Origin of the sequence: Cellulomonas fimi, assembly GCF_028527925.1 — a bacterium.
GTDB lineage: Bacteria > Actinomycetota > Actinomycetes > Actinomycetales > Cellulomonadaceae > Cellulomonas > Cellulomonas fimi_C.
Genome location: NZ_JAPESW010000038.1, coordinates 1 through 21,825, shown reverse-complemented (window position 1 = coordinate 21,825; position 21,825 = coordinate 1). Strand labels below are relative to the sequence as shown.

At 74.9% G+C, this 21,825-nt stretch carries 15 protein-coding genes; 3 read left to right on the top strand and 12 right to left on the bottom strand.

All coding sequences use genetic code 11. The features are described from left to right. Positions 1 to 39 precede the first annotated feature (39 nt). Together OMK64_RS15395 and OMK64_RS15390 are read right to left on the bottom strand one after the other, a co-directional pair. On the bottom strand, positions 40 to 1,308 hold the full coding sequence (locus tag OMK64_RS15395) for a Glu/Leu/Phe/Val family dehydrogenase (protein ID WP_272729239.1): 1,269 nt from the start codon (positions 1,306 to 1,308) through the stop codon (positions 40 to 42). Between the two features lie 76 nt (positions 1,309 to 1,384). Then, a complete protein-coding gene (locus OMK64_RS15390; protein WP_272729238.1) occupies positions 1,385 to 1,804 on the bottom strand; it encodes a hypothetical protein in 420 nt (139 codons plus the stop codon). A gap of 284 nt (positions 1,805 to 2,088) precedes the next feature. On the opposite strand from OMK64_RS15390, the gene OMK64_RS15385 reads away from it, so the two are divergent. Beyond that, on the top strand, positions 2,089 to 5,445 hold the full coding sequence (locus OMK64_RS15385) for a bifunctional proline dehydrogenase/L-glutamate gamma-semialdehyde dehydrogenase (protein WP_272729237.1): 3,357 nt from the start codon (positions 2,089 to 2,091) through the stop codon (positions 5,443 to 5,445). Positions 5,446 to 5,607: 162 nt separating this feature from the next. On the opposite strand, the gene OMK64_RS15380 is transcribed toward OMK64_RS15385, so the two are convergent. From OMK64_RS15380 to OMK64_RS15360, 5 genes are all read right to left on the bottom strand, one after another. Further along, positions 5,608 to 6,651, bottom strand: a complete 1,044-nt coding sequence (locus OMK64_RS15380; protein ID WP_272729236.1) for a LacI family DNA-binding transcriptional regulator — start codon at positions 6,649 to 6,651, stop codon at positions 5,608 to 5,610. A gap of 141 nt (positions 6,652 to 6,792) precedes the next feature. Continuing rightward, positions 6,793 to 7,707, bottom strand: coding sequence for a carbohydrate ABC transporter permease (locus OMK64_RS15375; protein ID WP_272729235.1), 915 nt, complete (start codon positions 7,705 to 7,707; stop codon positions 6,793 to 6,795). Further along, a complete protein-coding gene (locus OMK64_RS15370) occupies positions 7,704 to 8,714 on the bottom strand; it encodes a carbohydrate ABC transporter permease (protein ID WP_168678192.1) in 1,011 nt (336 codons plus the stop codon). Before OMK64_RS15370 ends, OMK64_RS15375 begins: the two co-directional genes overlap by 4 nt. An 84-nt stretch (positions 8,715 to 8,798) precedes the next feature. After that, the gene (locus OMK64_RS15365; RefSeq protein ID WP_272729234.1) at positions 8,799 to 10,106 is read right to left on the bottom strand and encodes an ABC transporter substrate-binding protein; all 1,308 of its coding nucleotides are present in this window, start codon (positions 10,104 to 10,106) and stop codon (positions 8,799 to 8,801) included. Between the two features lie 285 nt (positions 10,107 to 10,391). Then, entirely contained in the window at positions 10,392 to 10,913 is a 522-nt protein-coding gene (locus tag OMK64_RS15360) for a DUF2505 domain-containing protein (protein WP_272729233.1), read from the bottom strand. A 167-nt stretch (positions 10,914 to 11,080) separates the two neighbouring features. Between OMK64_RS15360 and OMK64_RS15355 the strand changes: the two genes are divergently transcribed. Beyond that, positions 11,081 to 12,565 carry a sensor histidine kinase gene (locus tag OMK64_RS15355; protein ID WP_272729232.1) on the top strand — a complete coding sequence of 495 codons (1,485 nt, stop codon included), beginning with the start codon at positions 11,081 to 11,083 and terminating at the stop codon, positions 12,563 to 12,565. Positions 12,566 to 12,823: 258 nt separating this feature from the next. Here the strand turns inward: OMK64_RS15355 and OMK64_RS15350 are convergent, their stop codons facing one another. Further along, positions 12,824 to 13,072, bottom strand: a complete 249-nt coding sequence (locus tag OMK64_RS15350) for a WhiB family transcriptional regulator (protein WP_013771685.1) — start codon at positions 13,070 to 13,072, stop codon at positions 12,824 to 12,826. A 381-nt stretch (positions 13,073 to 13,453) separates the two neighbouring features. On the opposite strand from OMK64_RS15350, the gene OMK64_RS15345 reads away from it, so the two are divergent. Then, positions 13,454 to 13,795 carry a hypothetical protein gene (locus tag OMK64_RS15345; protein WP_272729231.1) on the top strand — a complete coding sequence of 114 codons (342 nt, stop codon included), beginning with the start codon at positions 13,454 to 13,456 and terminating at the stop codon, positions 13,793 to 13,795. Here OMK64_RS15345 and OMK64_RS15340 read toward each other — a convergent pair. The 4 genes from OMK64_RS15340 to OMK64_RS15325 all read right to left on the bottom strand — a co-directional run. After that, positions 13,759 to 17,928: an FtsK/SpoIIIE domain-containing protein gene (locus tag OMK64_RS15340; RefSeq protein WP_272729230.1), complete on the bottom strand. Its 4,170-nt coding sequence runs from the start codon at positions 17,926 to 17,928 to the stop codon at positions 13,759 to 13,761. The two genes, OMK64_RS15345 and OMK64_RS15340, sit on opposite strands and share 37 nt — an antisense overlap. 96 nt (positions 17,929 to 18,024) lie before the next feature. Further along, positions 18,025 to 20,550 carry an FtsX-like permease family protein gene (locus OMK64_RS15335; RefSeq protein WP_272729229.1) on the bottom strand — a complete coding sequence of 842 codons (2,526 nt, stop codon included), beginning with the start codon at positions 20,548 to 20,550 and terminating at the stop codon, positions 18,025 to 18,027. Next, the gene (locus OMK64_RS15330) at positions 20,550 to 21,362 is read right to left on the bottom strand and encodes an ABC transporter ATP-binding protein (protein WP_272729228.1); all 813 of its coding nucleotides are present in this window, start codon (positions 21,360 to 21,362) and stop codon (positions 20,550 to 20,552) included. The genes OMK64_RS15335 and OMK64_RS15330 overlap by 1 nt, the downstream gene beginning before the upstream one ends. Before the next feature lie 190 nt (positions 21,363 to 21,552). After that, positions 21,553 to 21,825: response regulator transcription factor (locus tag OMK64_RS15325; RefSeq protein WP_272729227.1), on the bottom strand; the 273-nt coding region annotated here is incomplete at its 5' end.

Genomic DNA, 21,825 nt, shown 5'->3' with positions numbered 1-21,825 from the left:
GTCGCCGGTCCGCGCGCGGAGCGTCACCGTCGACCCGCGTCAGGGGTAGAGGCCGCGGATCTTGTGCGCCTCCGCGACCCGCCGCACGCCGATCGTCAGGGCCGCGTCGCGCAGCGACACCCCCTCGGCGCTCGCGAGCGACGCGACCGCCCGGTACGACGCGAGCATCCGGTGCTCGAGCCGCTCGGCGATCTCGTTCTCCGTCCACCAGTAGGCCTGGTTGGCCTGCACCCACTCGAAGTACGACACGACGACGCCGCCCGCGTTCGCGAGGATGTCGGGCACGACGACGACGCCGCGCTCCGCGAGCACCTCGTCGCCACGCGTGGTCGTCGGGCCGTTGGCCCCCTCGACGACCCAGCGGGCCTTGACCTGGCGGGCGGTGTCGGCGTCGATCACGCCCTCGACCGCGGCGGGGATGAGGACGTCGACGTCGAGCGACAGCAGCTCGGCGTTGTCGACCGGCTCACCGCCCTCGAACTCGTGCACGGCCCCGCCGTCGGCGACGTGCCGCAGCAGCGCGGGCACGTCGAGCCCGTCGGACGACCGCACGCCGCCGTGCTCGTCGCTCACCGCGACGACGCGGGCCCCCGACTCCGCGAGGATGCGCGCCGCGGGCGCGCCGACCTTGCCGAAGCCCTGGACCGCGACCGACACCTCGTCGAGCCGCACGCCCGCGTCGCCGAGGGCCGCCTCCGCCGCGTGCACCACGCCGCGGGACGTCGCCGTCGGACGGCCGAGCGACCCGCCGACCGTGAGCGGCTTGCCGGTGGTCACCGCGGGGATGGTGTACCCGAGGTTCACCGAGTACGTGTCCATGATCCACGCCATGGTCTGCTCGTTCGTGCCGATGTCGGGCGCCATGATGTCCCGCTCGGGGCCGATGATCGGCATGATCTCGCTCGTGTACCGGCGCGTGACGCGCTCGAGCTCCGCCAGTGAGTACAGGCGAGGGTCGATCGTCACGCCGCCCTTCGCGCCGCCGTACGGCACGTCGACGACCGCGCACTTCCACGTCATCCACATCGCGAGCGCGCGCACCTCGTCCGGGTCCACCGAGGCGGAGTAGCGCAGGCCGCCCTTGCCGGGCCCGCGCGAGATGTTGTGCTGCACGCGGTAACCCGTGAAGAGCTCGATCTCCCCGGTGTCGCGACGCAGGGGCACGGCCACGTTCATCTCGCGACGTGGCGTCGCGAGCATCCGGTGCATGCCCTCGTCGTAGCCGAGGATCTGGACGGCGTCCGCGAGCTGGGCCTGCGCGGTCGCCAGCGGGGACGAGGGACGGGGCGTCGTTGCCGAGTCGGTCACGTGCCCACCATGCCACCGCCGGCTGTGCGCGCCACCGCGGCGCACGGACGGATCATCCGCGCGCCGCGGCTCCCGCTCAGCAGAGCTGCGCGTCCACCATGGGCTTGAGGACCGAGCCGCCCAGGTGCCGAGAGTGCCGTGCGGGAACCAGCACGCACGTGCCGAACGTGCCGTTGCTGTAGCGGCCCTTGACGAACACGTCCGAGGACCGGCAGTTCACCGACCGCACCGTGTACGGCGTCGGCTTGAAGACGTAGACGCCGCCGAGCGCCGCGCCGCAGAACTCCTCCGCGTCCTCGATCGTCGCCTGGATGCCCACCTCCCCGACGTCGGCCGCACCCGGTGGCACGGTCGACGTCGCGCCGGTCGGCGGCTGGTCGGCCGCGGGGTCGACGGCGGCGAGCGCGGGCGCGGCGACCAGCACACCGCCCACGGCGACGGCCAGGCCGGTGGCGGCGCGCAGGAGACGAGCGCGGACGGGACGACGGACGAGCATGCTGCCCCCAGGTGGGTCGACGACGGTGTCGGGCGTCCGCCGGGACGGACGGGCCCAGGATGGTGTCCTCCCTGGCGCGGGGCAAACCTGCACGTCGCGCCGTCGTCGCACGTCACCGGGCCGTGGCGCCACCGCTCGACGGCGACCGCGCTGGTCGCGCGCGGCGTGGCCACCCGGCACGCTCGTCGCCGCTGGCCCACACTGTGAGACGTGCCGGGCGCACCACCCCCGCGTCCCGGCCCTGGCCACCCACCCGTGGCCGCCTGCGACGAGAGCGAGGTGCGATGGCGACGCCACCGGACGACCGACCCGCACGACCCGACACCGCGGAGCCCACCCGGCCCCTGACCGACGTCGGGGTGCCGGGGGAGACGGACCTCGTCGACGAGGCGGTGCGGCTCGCCCGGCGGTGGCTCGACCGCACGTCCGGCGACGAGACGCGCCGGGAGCGCGCCACGACCCGGCGCCTCGCCGCCCTCGTCGGCTCCCCCGCCGGTCTCGAGCTGGCGGTGCGGTTCGTCGACCGCGTCGCGCGTCCACGGGACGTGCACGTCGCCGCACGCGAGCTCGCGGCGCTCGCGCGGACGGCGCACGCCGCCGACTTCCTCGGGCCCGTCGACCGCGCCCTGCTCGCGACCGGCACGCGCGTCGCGACCGCGCTCCCGGGCGTCGTCGTGCCCGCCGCGCGCGAGCGGCTGCGTGCGCTCGTCGGCCACCTCGTCGTGGACGAGGACGCGCTCGGCCGCCACCTCGCCACCACGCGTGCGGCCGGCTACCGGCTCAACCTCAACCTGCTCGGCGAGGCGGTGCTCGGCGAGCACGAGGCCGCCGCACGCCTCGCGCGCGTCCGGGCGCTCGTCGAGCGCGACGACGTGGACTACGTGTCGGTCAAGGTCTCCGCGGTCGCGAGCCAGCTGTCCACGTGGGATACCGAGGGCAGCGCCGACCGCGTCGTCGAGCGCCTCCTGCCGCTCTACGAGGCGGCCGCCGCGCACGGCACGTTCGTCAACCTCGACATGGAGGAGTACCGCGACCTCGCCCTGACCGTGCGGGTCTTCGAGCAGCTCGCCGCGCACCCGCCGCTGCGGGCCGCGTCGTCGGGCATCGCGCTGCAGGCCTACCTGCCCGACGCGGCCGACGCGTTCGACGAGATCGCGGCCATCGCCGCCCGACGGGTCGACGACGGGGGAGCACGGCTCAAGGTCCGCCTCGTCAAGGGCGCGAACCTCGCGATGGAGCGCGTCGAGGCCGAGCTGCACGGCTGGCCGCAGGCGCCGTACCCCTCCAAGGCGCTCGTCGACGCGGCCTACCTGCGGCTCGTCGACCGCGCGCTCGACCCTGGCCGGACCCGTGCGCTACGGGTCGGCGTCGCGAGCCACAACGTCTACCACGTGGCCGTCGCCCACCTGCTGGCCCAGGCCCGCAACGTGGGTGAGGCGCTCGACGTCGAGATGCTGCAGGGGATGGCGCCTGCGCAGGCGCGCGCCGTGCGCGACGACGTCGGCAGCGTCCTGCTCTACACGCCCGTCGTCGCCCGCAGCGAGTTCGACGTCGCCGTCTCGTACCTCGTGCGCCGCCTCGAGGAGAATGCGGCCGGCGAGAACTTCCTGCACGCCGCGTTCGCGGGCGGGGACGGCGCGATGGACGCGCAGGAGGCGGCCTTCCGGACCGCGTGGGCCGGCCGCGACGAGCCGAGCACGGCGCCGCGTCGCGTCGCCCGCGTGCCGTCCGCGGACGGACCCGACTTCGAGAACGCGTCGGACACCGACCCCGCCGCCGCCGAGGCGCGGGTCTGGGCGCGCGCCCTCGTCGCGCGGGACGTCCCGCCGCCACCAGGGGCCGTCGAGGTCGCGACGGCGGACGAGGTCGATCAGGTCGTCGCGCACGCCGTCGCCGCGGCCCCCGCCTGGGGGGCGACGCCGCCGGCCCGGCGCGCGGCCGTCCTGCGCGCCGCCGCCCTCGCGCTCGAGCAGGTCCGGGGCCACCTCGTCGCGACGATGGTGCACGAGGCGTCGAAGACCGTCGCCGAGGCGGACCCCGAGGTGAGCGAGGCCGTGGACTTCGCGCGCTACTACGCCGACCGCGCCGAGGAGCTCGCCGACGGGTCCGTGCCCGGCGCGGTGCACCGGCCGTCGGGCGTCACGGTCGTGACGCCGCCGTGGAACTTCCCCGTCGCGATCCCCGTCGGCTCCGTCCTCGCGTCGCTCGCGGCCGGCAGTCCCGTGCTGATCAAGCCGGCACCGGCGACACCCCGCTGCGCGCAGGTCGCGATGGCCGCGATCCAGCGCGCGCTCACCGAGGCTGGAGCACCCCACGGGACGCTCACCGTGGTGCTCAGCCCCGAGGGCGACGTCGGTCGGCGGCTCGTCACGCACCCCGACGTCGCGCGCGTCGTCCTCACGGGGTCGATCGAGACCGCGCGGCTGTTCGCGGGCTGGCGCGACGACCTCGACGTGCTCGCCGAGACGTCCGGCAAGAACGCGCTCGTCATCACCCCGTCCGCGGACGTCGACCTCGCGGTCGGTGACCTCGTCCGGTCGGCGTTCGGCCACGCCGGGCAGAAGTGCTCCGCCGCGTCGCTCGCCATCCTCGTCGGGCCCGCCGGGACCGACGACCGGCTGCGCCGTCAGCTCGCCGACGCCGTCTCGTCGCTGCGCGTCGGCCACAGCGACGACCTCGCGACGAGCGTGCCGCCCCTGGTCGAGCCCGCCGCGGGCAAGTTGCTGCGCGCGCTCACGACGCTCGACCCGGGGGAGGAGTGGCTCGTGGCGCCGCGCGCGCTCGACGTGTCCGGTCGGCTGTGGTCACCGGGCGTCCGGCACGGCGTCGCACCCGGGTCGTGGTTCCACACGACCGAGTGCTTCGGGCCGGTCCTCGGCATCATGCGGGCCCGGACGCTCGATGAGGCGATCGAGTGGCAGAACGCCGTCGCGTTCGGGCTCACGGGCGGGCTGCACTCGCTCGACGAGGACGAGATCGCCACGTGGCTCGACCGGGTCGAGGTCGGTAACGCGTACGTCAACCGCGGGACGACCGGTGCGATCGTGCGCCGGCAGCCGTTCGGCGGCTGGAAGGCGTCCGTCGTCGGGCCGGGTGCCAAGGCGGGCGGACCGCACTACGTCGCCCAGGTCGGCACCTGGTCGGACGCGCCCGACGTGCCGACCGACGACGCCGCCTGGCTCGACTGGGCTCGCGCCGACGACCGGCGCGCGTGGGACGAGGTCTTCGGCCGCGAGCACGACCCGAGCGGGCTGGCGGTCGAGCAGAACGTCCTGCGCTACCGCCCGGTGCCGCACCTGACGGTCCGCGTCGGCGACGGTGCGCGGCCCGTCGCGGTCGAGCGCGTCCTGCACGCCGCCGCGACCGCCGGCGTTCCGACGACCCTCAGCGACGTCGCCGCCGAGCCGCACGACGCGTTCGCCGAGCGCGTCGACGCGGGTGCGGTGAACGGGCGGGTGCGCGTGGTCGGACGGGCGCCCGGGCTGCGGGCCGCCGCCGCATCCCACGTCGGTGACGTCACGGTGCTCGACGGCCCGGTCCTCGCGTCGGCCTCGCGCGAGCTGCTGACCGTCGTGCGCGAGCAGGCCGTGAGCCGCACGCGTCACCGCTTCGGCCACCTGCCGCCCGACGCCTCGTCCTGACCGGCCTGCGCGCCGACCCCGCGGCGCGCAGGCGTGGCGTTCGCGACGGCGCGACCCGTCGGACGTGGGTGGCTCGGCCCTCGCGTCCGGCACCGGTGCTGGCCGGTCCCGCCGGACGCGCGAAGCCCGGTCGATCCCGCGAGGTACGCGTGGCCGACTGCGTCAGGCCGACGCGCGGATGACGATCTCGGGGGCGAAGATCAGCGGCTCGGCCGGTGCCGGCACACCCTGGAGCTGGTCGAGCAGGCGCGCGCCGGCGGCGCGCGCCATCGCGACCACGGGCTGCACGACGGTCGTGAGCGGCGGCGTCGTCGACGCGGCGACACCCAGGTTGTCGTAGCCGACGACCGCGATGTCGCCGGGGACGTCCTTGCCGTGCTCCTGGAGCACGCCGAGCGCACCCGCCGCCATGAGGTCGGACGCGATGAAGATCGCGTCGAGGTCCGGGTGGCGGCCGAGGAGCTCGCGCGCCGCGATCGCGCCGGACGCGATCGTGAAGTCGCCGTGGACGACCGCGTCCTGCGACAGCCCGGCGGCCGACATCGCGTCCCGCCACCCGGCGAGCCGGTCGATGCCCGCGGACATGTCCTCGGGACCGGCGATCGTGCCGATGCGGCGCCGGCCGAGGTCGATGAGGTGCTGCGTGGCGAGACGCCCGCCCTCGTGGTTGTCGGTGTCCACGTACTGCACGTCGCGCTCGTCCGCGGACAGCGGGCGGCCGACGAACACGTTCGGCACGCGCGAGGCGAGCAGCGTCCGGTCGAGCTCGTCGTCGCGGTGGTGCGAGACGACGATCGCGCCGTCGACGTGCCCGTTGCGCAGGTAGCGCACGGTCCGCTCGCTCTCGCCGGGGCGCGCGATGACGAGCACGACCTGGATGTCGGAGTCCGCCAGGGAGCTCGAGAGCCCGTTGAGGGTGCCCGCGAAGAACGGGTCCGACAGGACGCGCTCGTCAGGCTCGGGCACGACCAGCGCGATCGAGTCGGTGCGCTTGGTGACGAGCGAGCGCGCCGCGCGGTTCGGGGTGTAGCCGAGGTCGGCCACGGCCGCCTCGACGGAGGCGAGGGCCTCGGGGGAGACGCGCAGGCCACCGTTGATGGCACGCGACGCGGTGGAGCGGGACACTCCGGCGCGCTCGGCGACCTGCTCGAGCGTCGGCGCCGGGGGACGGGCGGGCTCCGTGCGGGCGGGGATGTTGTCGACCACCGTTGGTCTTCCCTCCTGTGGCTGCCGGGGCAGCGATGACGTGCTGACGACAGGAGGGCGGGGTGGGGGCCACCCCGCCCTCCTGTCCGTCGGCGCCTGACCGGTGCTGGGTCGGGCGTCCGATGGAGCTCGGGCGTGCCGTCAGCCCTTGACGGCACCCTGCATGATGCCCGCCACCAGCTGGCGGCCGGCGATGAAGAACATCACGATCAGCGGGATCACGGACAGCGTGACACCCGCCATGATGAGCGACATGTCCTTGAAGTAGGACGCCTGGAGCAGCTGGACGGCCACGGGGAGCGTCGGGTTCGCCGGTCCGAGGAAGATGAACGGACCGAAGAAGGACGTCCACGAGCCGACGAAGGCGAACAGGCCGAGCATGAACGCCGCCGGGCGCGCCGCGGGGAGCGCGACGTGCCAGAACGTCCGGATCATCGACGCGCCGTCCACGCGGGCGGCCTCGATGAGCTCGTAGGGCAGCGCCGACTCGAGGTACTGGGTCATCCAGAACACGCCGAACGCCGTGACCAGGCCGGGCACGATGATCGAGGTCAGCTGACCCACCCAGCCGAGCTTCGACATGAGGATGAACAGCGGGACGACACCGAGCTGCGTGGGGACGGCCGTCGTCGCGATGACGAACACGAGGAGCGGGGCGCGACCGCGGAACCGCAGCTTCGAGAACGAGAAGCCGGCCAGCGTCGAGAACAGCACCACGGACACCGACGTGATGACGGCGACGATGATCGAGTTGCCGAGCGCCGTCCAGAACTGGATGTCCGAGGACAGGACACGGTTGACGTTGTCCCAGAAGTGCCCCTGCGGGATGAGCGAGGGGATCGGGTTCTGCGCGATGTCCTGCGCGGTCGACGACGCGAAGAGGAACGCGTAGTAGAGCGGCAGCGCGGAGGCGAGGACCGCGACGGTCAGCAGGACGTAGGTGACCCAGCCCGGCCGACGGTCCGCGCCCTGGGCGACGCTGCGCTTGCGCGCGGCGGCCCGAGCGGCACCCTTGCCCGCGGTCTGCGAGATGACGGGGACGGAGGGGGCGCTCATCGCCGGACCTTCTTTCGGGACTTCGACGCGTTGTCGGAGGCGATCCGCTTCGTCAGGGAGAAGTTGATCAGGCCGACGATGACGATGATGAGGAACAGGATCCAGGCGACGGCGGCAGCGCGGCCGAAGCTCTTCTGGTTGCCCCAGCCGACCTCGTAGATGTACATCGTCGCGGTCATCCACTGGCGGCTCGGGCCGCCCTGGCCGAGCTGGTCGAACAGACGCGGCTCGTCGAAGATCTGGAGGCCACCGATGGTGGAGGTGATGACGACGAAGATGATCGTCGGGCGGAGCATCGGCACCGTGATCGAGAAGAACTGGCGGACGCGCGAGGCGCCGTCGATCACCGCGGCCTCGTACAGGTCGCGCGGGATCGCCTGCATGGCCGCCAGGAGGATCAGCGTGTTGTAGCCGGTCCAGCGGAAGTTGACCATGGTCGCGATCGCGACGTGGCTCGGGAACACCTGCGAGTGCCAGCCGACGGGGCTGAGGCCGATGTCCTTGAGGATCGTGTTGATGATGCCGGTCTGGTCGGCGAAGAGCCGGCCGAAGATGAGGGAGACCGCGACGGGCGCGACGACGTAGGGGAGCAGGACGCCCATGCGCCAGAACGTCTTCGCGCGCAGGTTCGCGTCGAGGAGCGCGGCCAGGACGATCGCGATCATGAGCTGCGGGATCGTCGAGATCAGGAAGATCGAGAAGGTGTTGCGGATGCCCTTCCAGAAGTTCGGCTCCTGGAGGACGTACGCGAAGTTCTCCAGGCCGACGAAGTCACCCTGGCCCGCGATGAGGTGCCAGTCGTGCATCGACACCCACGCCGTGTAGATCAGGGGGAAGAGGCCCGTGACCCCGAAGAGGATGAAGAACGGGGAGATGTAGAGGTACGGGGAGAGCTTGACGTCCCAGCGACCGAGGTTCTGGCTGAAGCCGACCCGACGGGGTGCCCTCGGAGGGGTGCTGCTGGCGGCGCGCCGGTCGAGTCTCGGCGGCGTGGTGGAGGTGGCCATCGATAGTCCTTCGGTGCTGTTGGGGCGAAGCCTACGCGGCGGAGGCCGGGCCGATGGAGGTCCATCGGCCCGGCCTCGTCAGCGTCAGCCCAGAGCCGAGACGGCCTGGATGGCCGCGTCCCACTGCTCGTCCGGGTTGCCGCCGTTGACGTCAACCTCGACCAGCGCGTTGTTGAACGCGTCGTTCACGGCGAAGAAGTTCGGGCCCTTGTAGACCGTGGTGATGCCCTTCGCGCGGTTCGCGAGGATCTCACCGGCCGGGGCGTTGTTGAAGAACTCGTTCGTCGAGGAGAGCAGCTCGTCCGACTCGAGGGCCTCGAGCTGGCTCGGGAAGGTGCCCTTGTCGGCGTAGGCCTTGAGCTGCTGCTCGGGGGCCGTCAGCCACGCGGCGAGCTCCTTCGCCTCCTCCGTGTGCGCACCCTGCTCGGGCACCGTCAGGAAGGAGCCGCCCCAGTTGCCGGCACCGCCGGGGAACACGTCGGCGATGTCCCAGCCGGTGACGCCGGCCGAGTTGTTCTCGATGACACCGAGCATCCAGCCCGGCGCGAGCATCGTCGCGAACGCGTTGTCCGGGCTCTGGAACGCAGCGTTCCAGTCGTCGCTCCACTGCTGGAGGTGCGCCGACAGGTTGTCCGTGGCCGCGGCCTGGACGACCTGGTCGTAGATCTCCTTGATCCGCGGGTTGTCAGCCGCGGTCACGGTGTTGTCCGAGGGGTCCTCGTACGGGGCCTCCTCCTGGTTGATCATGCCCTGCCAGATGGCGCCGGCCGAGTCGAACCACGGCTTGCCCGTCGCGTCGACGTACTGCTTGCCGACCTTGAAGTACTGGTCCCAGCCGCCACCGTTCTCGGAGAGCAGCGCGGCGACCTCGGCGCGGTCCGTCGGCAGGCCGGCGGCGGCGAACAGGTCGGAGCGGTACGCGATGGCCTCGGGGCCGATGTCGGTGCCGTAGCCGATGAGCTTGCCGTCGGCCGTCGTGGCCTGCGCGGCCTTCCAGTCGAGCCAGCGGCCCTCGACGTCGGGGGAGTTCAGGTCCACGAACTTGTCCGGGTACTGCAGGAGCTCGGGGAGCCAGTCGACCTCGATGGCCTCGATGTCCGACAGGCCGGAGCCCGCGGCGAGACGCGTGTTGAGGTTCTCGCGGGCCTCGTTCGACGTCGCGGCCTTCTTGTGCTCGATCGTGATGCCGGGGTGCGAGGCCTCGTACTCGGCGAACAGCTCGTCGGTGTAGCCGAACTCGTTGAACGTCGCGACGGTGAGGGTGATGTTGCCGCCCTCGGTGCCCTCGTCGTCCGTGTCGTCACCCGAGTTGGAGGAGCAGGCGGTGGCGAGGAGGGCGATGCCCGTGACCCCGGCCGCAGCCGCCCACATCTTGCGTGTGGTCTTGCGCACTATGACTCCCTTGTCAGTCGGACGGCGTCCTCGCCGTTCCCCTGGGGCATCCTTCGACCGTCTGCCGCAGGGGGCGCTGACGGGCGTCGGACGTGGGCCTGGTGGACCCCGCGCAGGACCGTCCTTCCGCAGAATGTAGGAGCGTTCCCACGCGCTGCATGAACTGTCGCCCGCTGCTGGTTGAGTGTCAAGGACGTGCGCGGCCGAAACCTGTGTGGTAGCGATCCCACACCAGCGTTTGTGCAGGTCAGGGCCCTATCGCAAGCGGTTCGTGTTACCGAATCGTTACGGCTGGTGCGCCTGTCCGTGATCAGCGAGCCACCGGTCCGCGACCTGCTGCTCGACGCCCAGAGCACCACGAATCGCCCGAGCCGCTGCCTCCTCGACGGCGGACCCGAACAGCGGGATCTGCGCGTGCAGGTCGCCGTCGTACACGAGCCGGCTCGCGGCCGTCCCGGAGGGCTGCAGCGAGCACCGTCCCGTGAGGCGGACGGGCGCCCCGGCGATCTCGACGACGACGGTCCCGGCGCGCGCGCCGTCCGGCTGCGGCGCCTCCCAGGCCTCGACGAGGCGGACGTCGATGCGGTTGCCGACGAAGCCGCGCACCTGCGCCGGGATCTGGTCCGACGGGAGCGCGCGCCGCGTCGCCACCGTGAACGCCTCGTCGGCCGTGCCCGTGACGTCGACCTGGTGCTCGATGGCGCCGCTCGCGACGACCTTCTGCTCGACGTAGCGGGGGTCGGCCAGCATGCGGCCCGCGGACGTCGCGTCCGTGGCCAGGTCGAGCGTGACGCTCAGGTGCAGCACCGTGGTCCTCCCCGTCCGTGGTGGGCCGCCGCGGCGGCCGGCGACGGGCCGTGCGGCCGCGTCGCGTCATGTGCAGGAAGGCTAGTCGCCCACCGGGCCCACGGCGCGGAGGGCGCACCCGTGGCACGGCGCGTCCCGCGCGACGCGGCGGCACCTACGCTGGAGTCGTGTCCACCCTGAGCACGCTCGTCGCCCGCCACGCCACGCTCGACGTCGCCGACCTCGAGTGGCTGCACCTGCTCGTCGGGGACTGGCAGGTCGTGTCCGACCTCGCGTTCGCCGACCTCGTGCTGTGGCTGCCGACCGACGACGACGACTTCGTCGCGGTCGCCCAGTGCCGGCCGTCGACCGGTGCGACCGTGCACTACGACGACGTGGTCGGGTCGCGCGCACCCGAGGGGCAGCGGCCGCAGCTGCGTCGCGCGCTCGAGGAGCGGGCGGCCCAGCGGTCGCGCGAGCCGCGGTGGTTCGGGTCGTACGCGGTGCGCGAGGAGGCCGTGCCCGTCGTGCGCCGCGGGCGCGCGATCGCGGTCGTCGCCCGCCAGACCAACCTCGGAGGTGCCCGCACGCCGAGCCGCCTCGAGCTCAACTACGTCGAGGCCGCCGACGAGATCTTCGGGATGATCGCGCGCGGCGAGTTCCCCGCGACGGACGCCCCGACGGGTCCGCGCCGCGGCGCGCCGCGCGTCGGTGACGGGCTCGTGCGCCTCAACTCGGAGGGCGAGGTGCTCTACGCGAGCCCCAACGCCCTGTCGTGCTTCCACCGGCTGGGTGCGCTCGGTGACCTGGTCGGCCGCTCGCTCGTCGAGGTGACCGCCGACCTCGTGGAGCAGAGCGCGACCGTCGACGAGTCGATGCCGCTCGTGCTCATGGGTCGCGCACCGTGGCGGACCGACGTCGAGGCGCGCGGCGTCGCGCTCTCGCTGCGCGCGGTGCCGCTGACCGAGCACGGCCAGCGGCTGGGTGCCGTGCTGCTGTGCCGCGACGTCTCCGAGCTGCGGCGCCGCGAGCGTGAGCTCATCACCAAGGACGCGACGATCCGCGAGATCCACCACCGCGTGAAGAACAACCTGCAGACCGTCGCGGCTCTCCTGCGGCTGCAGTCCCGGCGCATGAGCTCGCCCGAGGCCAAGGAGGCGCTCGGCGAGGCGATGCGACGCGTCGCGACGATCGCGCTCGTCCACGAGACGCTCTCGCAGACGCTCGACGAGAGCGTCCCGTTCGACGACCTGGTCGGCCGCAGCCTGCGCCTCGCGGCCGACGTCGCGACGGCGGGCGCGCACGTGCGGACCGTCGTCAAGGGGTCCTTCGGGTCCGTGCCGGCCGAGGACGCGACCGCGCTCGCGCTCGTGCTCACCGAGCTCGTCACCAACGCCGTCGAGCACGGCTTCGACGGGCGCGAGTTGGGCACGGTCGAGATCGTGGTGGACCGCGACGGGGACGACCTGCGCGTCGAGGTCGCCGACGACGGCGCCGGGCTGCCGCCCGACCGCGGTGCGGGCACGGGCCTCGGCACGCAGATCGTGTCGACGCTCGTCACCAACGAGATGGGCGGCACGATCGCGTGGGGTGCGCGCGACGGCGGCGGCACGTCGGTCGTGATCGAGGCGCGGTTGCGGCACGGTCGCGACGGTGCGGCCGTCGTGCTCTGAGCCCAGCGCGCCGAGGGGCGGCGCCGGCGACGCCACGGACGACCGACCGACGCGGCGGGCGGTCGCGCCCGGCGCGTCGTCGCGGGGGGTGGCCCGACGTCGGCTGCTGAGGCGACCTCCGGAGCGGGCGGTGCCTCGGACCGTCAGGGATGCTCCCCGTGCGGGATCGGCGATGCTCCCGCGAGGGCCTCGCAGAGACGACGAACCGGCCGCACCCTCGGGGGTGCGGCCGGTTCGGTGAGCTGTGGTGCTGCCGGGTCAGCCGGCGCGGCGCTGGCGGGCGGTGCGGCGCTTGAGCGCGCGGCGCTCGTCCTCGGACAGGCCGCCCCAGACGCCCGCGTCCTGACCGGTCTCGATCGCCCACTTGAGGCACGTGTCGACGACGTCGCAACGACGGCACACGGCCTTCGCCTCGTCGATCTGCAGCAGCGCCGGACCCGTGTTGCCGATCGGGAAGAACAGCTCGGGGTCCTCGTCGAGACACGCTGCGCGGTGGCGCCAATCCATGACAGATCTCTCCTTGGGCACACGACTGCCCGACGCCCTGGGGTTGAGGGCGCGCGACTGCCGGGTGTGATCGGGGTGGGGGGGACGTGCTCCATCTAGGGTCACATCACGGTCGACGGCGCACAAGGGGTTACGAAGACGTTTCGCTTGGGTAACGACTGAGGCGTTGGTCACATCTGTGCACCGCCTGTGCGCGGCCTCACGGCAACGATGACCGATGTCTAGACGTTTGTCCAGGTCAGTGGGCCTGACGAGCATGCGCCCAAGCCGCTGCCACGAGGCGACGACACGGGAGCCGGGGCACCTAGGCTCGGGCCTGTGAACCCCCGTCCGCGCCTCCTCGCTGTGACCTGTGTCCTAGTGCTCCTCGAATCCGTGGTAGTGGCGGGGCTGGGCGTCGCCTTCGTCGTCTCGCTCGTGCGCGGGACCGCCGAGCTCGCGGCGCCGACCGCGTTCCTGGTGGCGTTCTGCGCGGGCGTCGCGGCGCTCCTGGTCCTCGCGGCGCGGGGGCTGTGGGCGGGGCGTCGCTGGGCTCGCTCGCCGGTCATGACGTGGCAGGTGCTCCTCGTCGTGCTCGCCCTCGGCTGGCTCGGGCAGGAGGTCGCGGTGTGGGCGGTCGCCGTGCTCGTCGTCGCGGTGGCCGTCGGGGTCCTGCTCCTCCTGCCGCCCGTCGTCGCCGCGACGACTCAGCGGGCGGCCGAGGGTGAGTCGCGGACGTCGTAGACCTGCAGGGGCACGACGCGACGGTCCACCACGAGCACCGCACGGCCGGGCGGGCGCTCGCGCGGGTCCACCGTCCAGGGCGCGGCCGGTCCCACGAGCTCCGCGGCCGACGGGTCGTGCGCGTCGAGCACGAGGACCTGCCGGGCGCGCACCAGCGCGGCGTGCGGACCTCGGAACGCGCCTGCCGCCTGAGCGGTCGTCGCGGCGACGACACGCGGGCCGCCCGGCTCGCGGACCAGGCGCTCGACCAGGTCGGCCAGCGCCGGCGACGCGCGCTCGACCTCGTCCAGGTCGTCGACCAGGACGACCGCGTCGTCGGTCACCTCGTCCGGCGTCGCGTCGGGCACGCCGAGCAGCCCGTCAGGTCCGGGCGACAGTCCGTCACGTCCCGAGAGCAGCGGCGGCGCGCCCGGTGCTCGGTCCACCAGACGTACCACCGCCGCACCGGAGGCGCGCAGGCCGGCCGCGACGACGGCCAGCGCGGTGGTGCGACCGGACCCGGGCGGTCCGGCGACCAGCAGCGGCCGCGCGGTGTCGACGACGACCTCGCGCGCGTCGTCGCCTCCCACGCCGATCGGCACCCACGCGGCCGCGCCGCGGTGCGGTGACGGCACGGGATCGGTCGCGCGCGTCCGCGTCGTTCCCTCACCCTCCAGGTCCGTCCCGCTCGCGACCACGCCCGCGCCGACCGGGCTGGTGATCCCGGCGGTGGTGCTGGGCAGGCGCGCGACGACCGGGAGCGGCTGGACCCGCACGACCGACGGGTCCGGTGCGACGCCGGGACCGCGGTCGTCGTCGAGCAGACCAGGGCTTCCGGGCGCGTCGGGCTGGACGGGCGGCGCCGCGGTGCGGGGTCGAGTGACGTCGCCGGACGAACCGGTACTGCTCGGCAGGCAGAGGTTGCCGGAGAGGGCGGTGGCGCCGGGCGGGGTGACGTCGCCGGGGAGGACCGCCTGGCAGAGGACCGCGCCTCCGTCGCGGAGGTGGACGGCGCGCCCGGCGGGACCTCGTGGTCCGGACAGGGCTGCCGGCACGCCGGCGAGGGCGGCGAGCGACGCGTCGGGGACGGGCAGGACGAGTCGGTCCCGGAAGGCCGCGGCGTGGTGGAGAGCGGCCGTCGTCACGTCGCACGAGGCCGCGACCGCCACCTGCCCCTCGCCTCGCCAGCACGCGACCAGCCGGTCGGCTCCCGCGCCGCGCGCGAGCGTCGTGTGCTGGTCGAGCGCGGCCGTCAGCCCGTCCACGAGCAGCAGCGACGGAGGGGCGGCCCGGGTGGTCAGGAGCTCGAGGAGGCGCGCGAGGCGCCGCACCTCGTGCACACCGACCGCGGTGCCGAACCGCCCGTGCACGTCGGCGGCGCGCAGCCGCGCCACGGCGTCCGCGGGGAGCCCGACGGCGTGCACGGCGGTGCCGCGGGCGAGCGCCTGGCACCCGAGCGCGGTCAGCGTGGTGGTCCGGCCGGATCCGGGTCCGCCGACGACGAGCAGGTGACCGAGGGTGGGGTCCCACCGCACGCCCGCCCGCCGCTGCTCGTCGGGGAGGTCGGCGAGGGCGAGCGCGAGGCCCCGCCCGTCAGGCACGTCGGCGGCGACGACGTGGTCGGGCAGCGCGGGCACCCACGGCACGTCGCGCCGGGGCCGCCCGCGGGCGGCGACCGCGGCCGCCTCGACCCAGGCCCGGACGCCGCGATCGCCGGGCGCCGTGCCGGCCCGGGGTGACGCGTCGTCGCCGGCCCGCGGCACCCACCCCGGCACGGACCCGTCGATCCCGGCGGGCGCGAGCCGCGCCGGCGGTGCACCCGTGCCGGGGCGCGGCCGCGCGACCTGCACCAGCGTGCTCGGGGACGCGCCGAGGCGCAGCACGGCCCGCCCGGGCGTGCGCGGGTCGAGGCGCGCGGCCTGCGGGTCGTCGACGACGTCGCGCGAGTCGGCGTCGTCGGTGACGCGCAGCGCCACGCGCAGGTCGACGTTGGCGCGCAGGTCGGCCGTCACGACGCCCGCCGGGCGCTGCGTGGCGAGGACGAGGTGGATGCCGAGGGCCCGTCCCTGGGCGGCGAGCCGGGCGAGCGTCGGGACCGCGTCGGGCACGTCGTCGGCGAGCGCGCGCAGCTCGTCGACCACGACGAGGAGGCGTGGCGGTGTCGTGTCGTCGGCGGGATCGAGGTCGGCGACGTCGTGCGCGCCGTGCGACGCGACGAGCCGTTCGCGGCGTCGGGTCTCGGCGCGCAGCGCGACGAGCATGCGCTGCGTGCGCCCGGCGTCCAGGTCGGTGACGTGGTCGAGCACGTGCGGGAGCCCGGCGAGCGCACCGAGCCCGGTGCCGCCCTTGAAGTCGACGAGCAGCACCGCGAGCCGCTCGGGCGGGTGCCGCAGCGCGAGCGCGAGCACGAGGGTGGTGAGCAGCTCGGACTTGCCCGCACCGGTCGTCCCGGCGACGAGCGCGTGCGGTCCGTCGGCGACGAGGTCGACCACGACGTCCCGGTGCCCGGCGCCGCGCCCGACGGGCAGCGCGAGGCCCGTGCCGGCCGTCGACCACGCCGCCGCGACGGCCTGCGGGCTGGCTGAGGGGATGCCCGGCAGGTCGCCGAGGGCGACGACGTCGGGCGGCGCGAGCACCGCAGGGACCTCGGCGGAGAGGTCGCGCAGCGTGCGCGCGCGGAGCAGCTGCGCGTGCGCGCGCGGGGCGGTCGTGGCGTGCCACGCGACCGCGGACGGTGCGCCCCCGGCCACGTGCAGCAGCGCGCCGGTCCGGGTGACCTCGAGCACGTGGCGGCACCATGCCGGTGCGTCCGCGCGGCGCTCGAGGACCAGCAGGAGGCGGTGCCGCGCGGACGCGGCGGAGCGCCAGGCCGCGAGCCTGCCGATCGCGGCGGGTGCGTCGCAGACCACGAGCGTGTCGGGACCGTCGGGGGAGGGCAGGGACGTGCGCGGCTCGGCCGGGGACGTCCAGCCCCAGGCGCCCGGGCGCCGCGTGACGACCACGAGGTCCGCGGCCAGGTGGCTGCCGAGCTCCGCGAGCACGACGGCGCGCGCGGTGGCGACCGCGTCGAGCGGGTCCCCGACGACCGCGAGGCACCCGTCCGCCGACCACGGCACCCCGCCGCGCACACGTCGCACGTGACCGAGCGTCGCGGCGGTCGTGGCGGACACGAGGTCCGCGGGGTCGAGCGGTGGCCGCTCGGGCGCGGGGCCCTCGGGAGCGGTGGCGTGCTCGCGTGCGCGGCGCTGCCGGTCCCGTCCGCGGCGAGACACGTGCGTGACCAGCCCGACGAGCGGCACGACGAGCCCGACCAGGAGCAGCGCGGGCTGTCGCAGGACGAGCGCGAGCGCGACGCTGCCCGCGAGCGGCGCGAGCCACGTCACGGCCTGCTCGGGACCGGTGCGCTCGCGGTCTCCCCGGCGGCTGCCCGCGCTCGCGTCGTCCGGGTCCACGGTCGTCGGCGCGCCGCGCACGGCGCACGTCGTCCGCCCGACGACGAGGACGTCGCGCGTGTCCCACCGGACCCAGCGGCCGGTCGGCAGCACGCGGGCGGACCGCCTCCGTCGCCGACACGCGGCGATCGCTCCCGGTGTGCCGGGCGGCGCGACCGGGCGAGCGCGACCCGGGGCGGCGACGCCGCTCGGCTGCGCCGGCGCGGCGCCCGCCGGCCGGTCCGGACGGTCGAACCGTCCGGGGGCCGTCGAGCGCCCGAGGCGGACGCGCACCCCGCGCCGGCGTCCTCGGACCTCGACCACGCCGAGCCCCGGGTCGGCGACGCGGTCGGGCCCGGCGCCTGCGGCGAGGGTCACGGTGCCGCGCTCGGGCACGGCCACGAGCGCGCCGCTGTCGGGTCCCGCGACGACGGCGACGTGGCGTCGCGCCTGGACGGCGACCCGCTCGACCGGCGGACGACCGGGACCCGGCTGCAGCACCGCTCCGGGGACGAGCGGGTGGTGGCCCACCGGGTGCGTCTCGTCGAGCACCGCGTCGTCGACGGCGAGCCGGACGGCGGCACTCGTCCACCCCGCCCAGCCCGTGAGCCGTGCGAGGTGCGGACGTAGCGCGCCGACGGTCGTGCCCGCGTCGACGTCGACCTCCGTCGTGCACGGGTCGGCGCCGCGCGCGGGGTCGGGATGACGGGTCAGGAGGCGCACGCCGCGAGGGTCGCGCACGCGTGCACGCGCCCGACCGGCGGGCTCGTGGGGCTGTGGACGTCGCCACCCCCCACAGGCCCGCCGGTCGGCTCGCGGTCAGTCGACGGCCAGCGCCGCCACCGGGGACGTGCGGGCCGCGGAGCGGCCGGGCAGCACCGACGCCAGGAGCCCGGCGGCGAGCGCCACGACCAGGACCGTCAGCAGGTCGTCCCACGGCAGCGCGAGCTGCATGTCGCCCATGCCCGCGAGCACGATCGCGGCCCCGGACCAGCCGTACAGCACGCCGAGCACCGCGCCCAGCACGGCCCCGACACCCGCGATGAGCATGCCCTCGTACGCGAGCATCCAGCGCAGCTGGCGGCGGGACATGCCGATCGCCCGCAGGGTCGCCGACTCACGCCGGCGCTCGATCACCGACAGCGAGAGGGTGTTCGCGACGCCGACCACCGCGATCACGACCGCGACGCCCAGCAGCCCGACGACGACCGCGAGCAGGTCGTCGATGAGGTTCTCGTACTGCTGGCGCTCGGCACCCGAGCTCTCGACGAGCAGCGCGTCCGACGACAGCGCGTCGTTGATCGCCAGGGCCGTCGTCGCGGCGTCGACGTCGGGGTCGAGCCGCACCCAGAGCGTCTGCACGGGGGTGTCGCCGACGAGCCCACGCAGCGTCGCGGGTGTCACCACGGCGTCCACCCCGCCGAGCGACGAGTGCACGGCGTCGAGGGTCGCGCTGTCGCCCGTCGGCTCGCCGTCCGGACCGACCGCCCGGACCGTCGTCCCGCCCTCCGCGACCGTCTCCGAGCGCGCGGCGGGCAGCACGATCGTGCCGTCCGCGAGCGCGTCGAGCGCGTCGGCGTCGCGCAGCACCGTCGCGGCCTCGGCCGGGTCGGGGGCGCGCAGCACCACGTAGGTGCCGTCGTCGAGGACCGCGGCCGCGGTGGGGACCTCGACGACCTGCTCGACGCCCGGGACGTCCGCGACCTCCGCGACCACCGACGCCGGCACGGACTCGTCGCCCGCACCGCCGACCGCGCTGATCGCGACGTCGACGGGGTAGTGGTCCTCGAGGCCGGCCGTGATGGACCGGCGTGCGCTCGCGGCACCGGTGCTCATGAGGACCACGAGCGTGACGCCGATGAGCAGCGCGGTGCTGGTCGTCGCGGTGCGGCGCGGGTTGCGCAACGTGTTCGCGGCGGCGAGCCGTGCGCTGGTACCCGTCGAGGCGAGGCCGCGACCGGCGAGCGAGACGACGCGCGGGATCCAGAAGACCGCGCCCAGCAGGACGCCGACGAACGAGAGCGCGCCGCCGAGCACGCCGACTCCCAGCAGCGGGACGGGCTCGCCGACCTGCGCGGCGCTCGTCACGACCGCGAGGACGAGCGCGCCGGCGCCGCCGAGGACCAGCAGGAGCGACAGCACGAGCCGCACGCGGCCTCCGCGCGCCCCCGTCGAGGGCGCGTCGACGGGACGCAGCGCGGCGACCGGCGAGACCCGCGTGGCCTCCCGGGCGGGCACGAGCGACGCGGCCGCCGTGACGAGCGTGCCGACGAGCAGCGGCACGAGGACGACGGCGGGCGTCACCGCGATGGTCGACGGCAGCGGGGTGCCCGTGTCGGCGCGCGCGAGCACCGCGAGCGCCACCTGCGCGAGCCCCAGACCGAGGACCACGCCGCCGACGGACGCCGCGAGGCCGAGGATGGTGGCCTCGACGAGCACGGACATGCGCAGCTGACGCTTGACCGCGCCGACGCAGCGCAGGAGCGCGAGCGTCCGGGCGCGCTGCGCGACGAGCACCTGGAAGGTGTTCGCGATGACGAGCGCGGCGACGAGCAGCGCGACCGCGGCGAAGCCGAGCACGACCATGACGAGCGCGTTGCCGGAGCCGGTGATCTGCTCGACCGCGGCCTCGGCGGCCTCGCGCTTCGTGAGCACGTCGGCGTCGGCGAGCGCGGCGCTGACGTCGGCCTGGACCTGCGCCGAGCCGTCGGTCACGACGAGGATCTGCGCGGACACGCTGTCCGACGCGGCCTCGCCCGACCACTCGAGCACGTCGGGGGTCGTCGCGAGTCCCGCTCCGCCGTAGGCGGACCACGCGCCCGCCGGGTCGTCGGCGAGCCCGACGACGGTGACGGTGCCCTCCTGCTCGGTCCACTCGTCGTCCGCACCGGGCGCGGACCAGCGGACCTCGAGGGTGTCGCCGACCTCGGCGTCGAGACGGTCGAGCGTCGTCGCGGGCAGCGCGACCTCGCCCCGCGACGCCGGGACACGTCCCTCCTCCGGGACGACGGACGCGAGCCGCTCGTCGCCCGGCTGCGTGAGCAGCATCTGGTAGGTCGTGCGGGTGCCCTTCGAGAGCTCGGCGCCGCCGAGCAGGAGCGGGTCGGCGGCGACGACGCCGGGGACGTCGCGCACGCGCTCGACGTCCTGCACCGCGGCGCCGTCGGTCACGACGAGGTCGGCGTCGCCGAAGGACGCGGTCACCGAGTCGTACCCGGTGCGCTGCAGGACGTTCCCGGCGACGAGGGTCGCGGCGAGGAACGCGGTGCCGATCGCGATCGCGACGGCGGCGGCCGTGAGCCGGCCGACGCTGCGCCGCATCTGCGCGAGGGTGAGGCGCAGCATCAGGCGCTCACCGCCGTGCCGGAGGTGGTCTCGAGGGTCCGCAGCGCGTCGAGGCCGGCGAGCACCGCGTCGGGCGTGGGGTCGACGATGTCGCCCGCGATGCGACCGTCGGCCAGCAGCACGACGCGGTCGGCGTACGCGGCGGCCGTCGGGTCGTGCGTGACCATGATGACGGTGCGGCCGAGCTCACGGACGGAGCGCCGCAGGAAGCTGAGGACCTCGGCGCCGGAGCGCGAGTCGAGGTTGCCGGTCGGCTCGTCGGCAAAGACGACCTCGGGCTTGGCGATCAGCGCGCGGGCGATCGCGACGCGCTGCTGCTGGCCGCCCGACAGCTCGCTCGGGCGGTGGGTGAGCCGCTGCCGCAGGCCGAGCGTGTCGACGAGCGTGTCCAGCCACGCGGCGTCGGCCTTCTGCCCCGCGAGCTCGAGCGGCAGCAGGATGTTCTGCTCCGCGGTGAACATCGGCAGCAGGTTGAACGACTGGAACACGAACCCGACGCGGTCCCGGCGCAGGCGGGTCAGGGCGCCGTCGTCGAGCCCCGACAGCCGCGTGGTGCCGAGCAGCGCCTCGCCGGACGTCGCCTGGTCGAGCCCGGCGAGCAGGTGCATGAGCGTCGACTTGCCGGAGCCGGACGGGCCCATGATCGCCGTGAACGCGCCCGCCGCGAAGTCGACGTCGACGCCGTCGAGCGCGCGCACCGCCGCGGCCCCCTGCCCGTAGACCTTGGTCAGGCCGCGGGCCCGGGACGCGACCGCGGCGTCGGGCTGCGGGCCGGAGGCGGGTCCGGACGGTACGTACACGGTCGTGTCCACAAGGGCTCCTCGAGGCTGGGACGGGCGACGTCGGTCGACGACACCTCGACGGTAGGTCGGCGGGTGCCCGGGCCGCGTCGGGCCGGGGTCGCGACCGTCGAGGACCGCAGTACGCCCACGGACGGACTCCGGCCGCCCGCCGGTGCGACCGTCGGAGCAGCGCCGACGCCTGCCGTGGACGGACGCCCCGTCACTCGCCGGGGCGCACCAGCTCCGTCTCGTAGGCGATGACGACGGCCTGCACGCGGTCGCGCGCGCCGAGCTTGGCGAGGATCCGCCCGACGTGCGTCTTGACGGTCGCCTCGGCGACGAACAGGTCCTGCCCGATCTCGGTGTTCGAGCGCCCCTTCGCCATCAGCACGAGGACCTCGCGCTCGCGGTCGGTCAGCTCGGCGACGGCGGTGCGCGCGGGGTCGCTGGGCGCGCCCGGGCGGTCGGGCGGCAGCACGGTCACGAGGTGCTC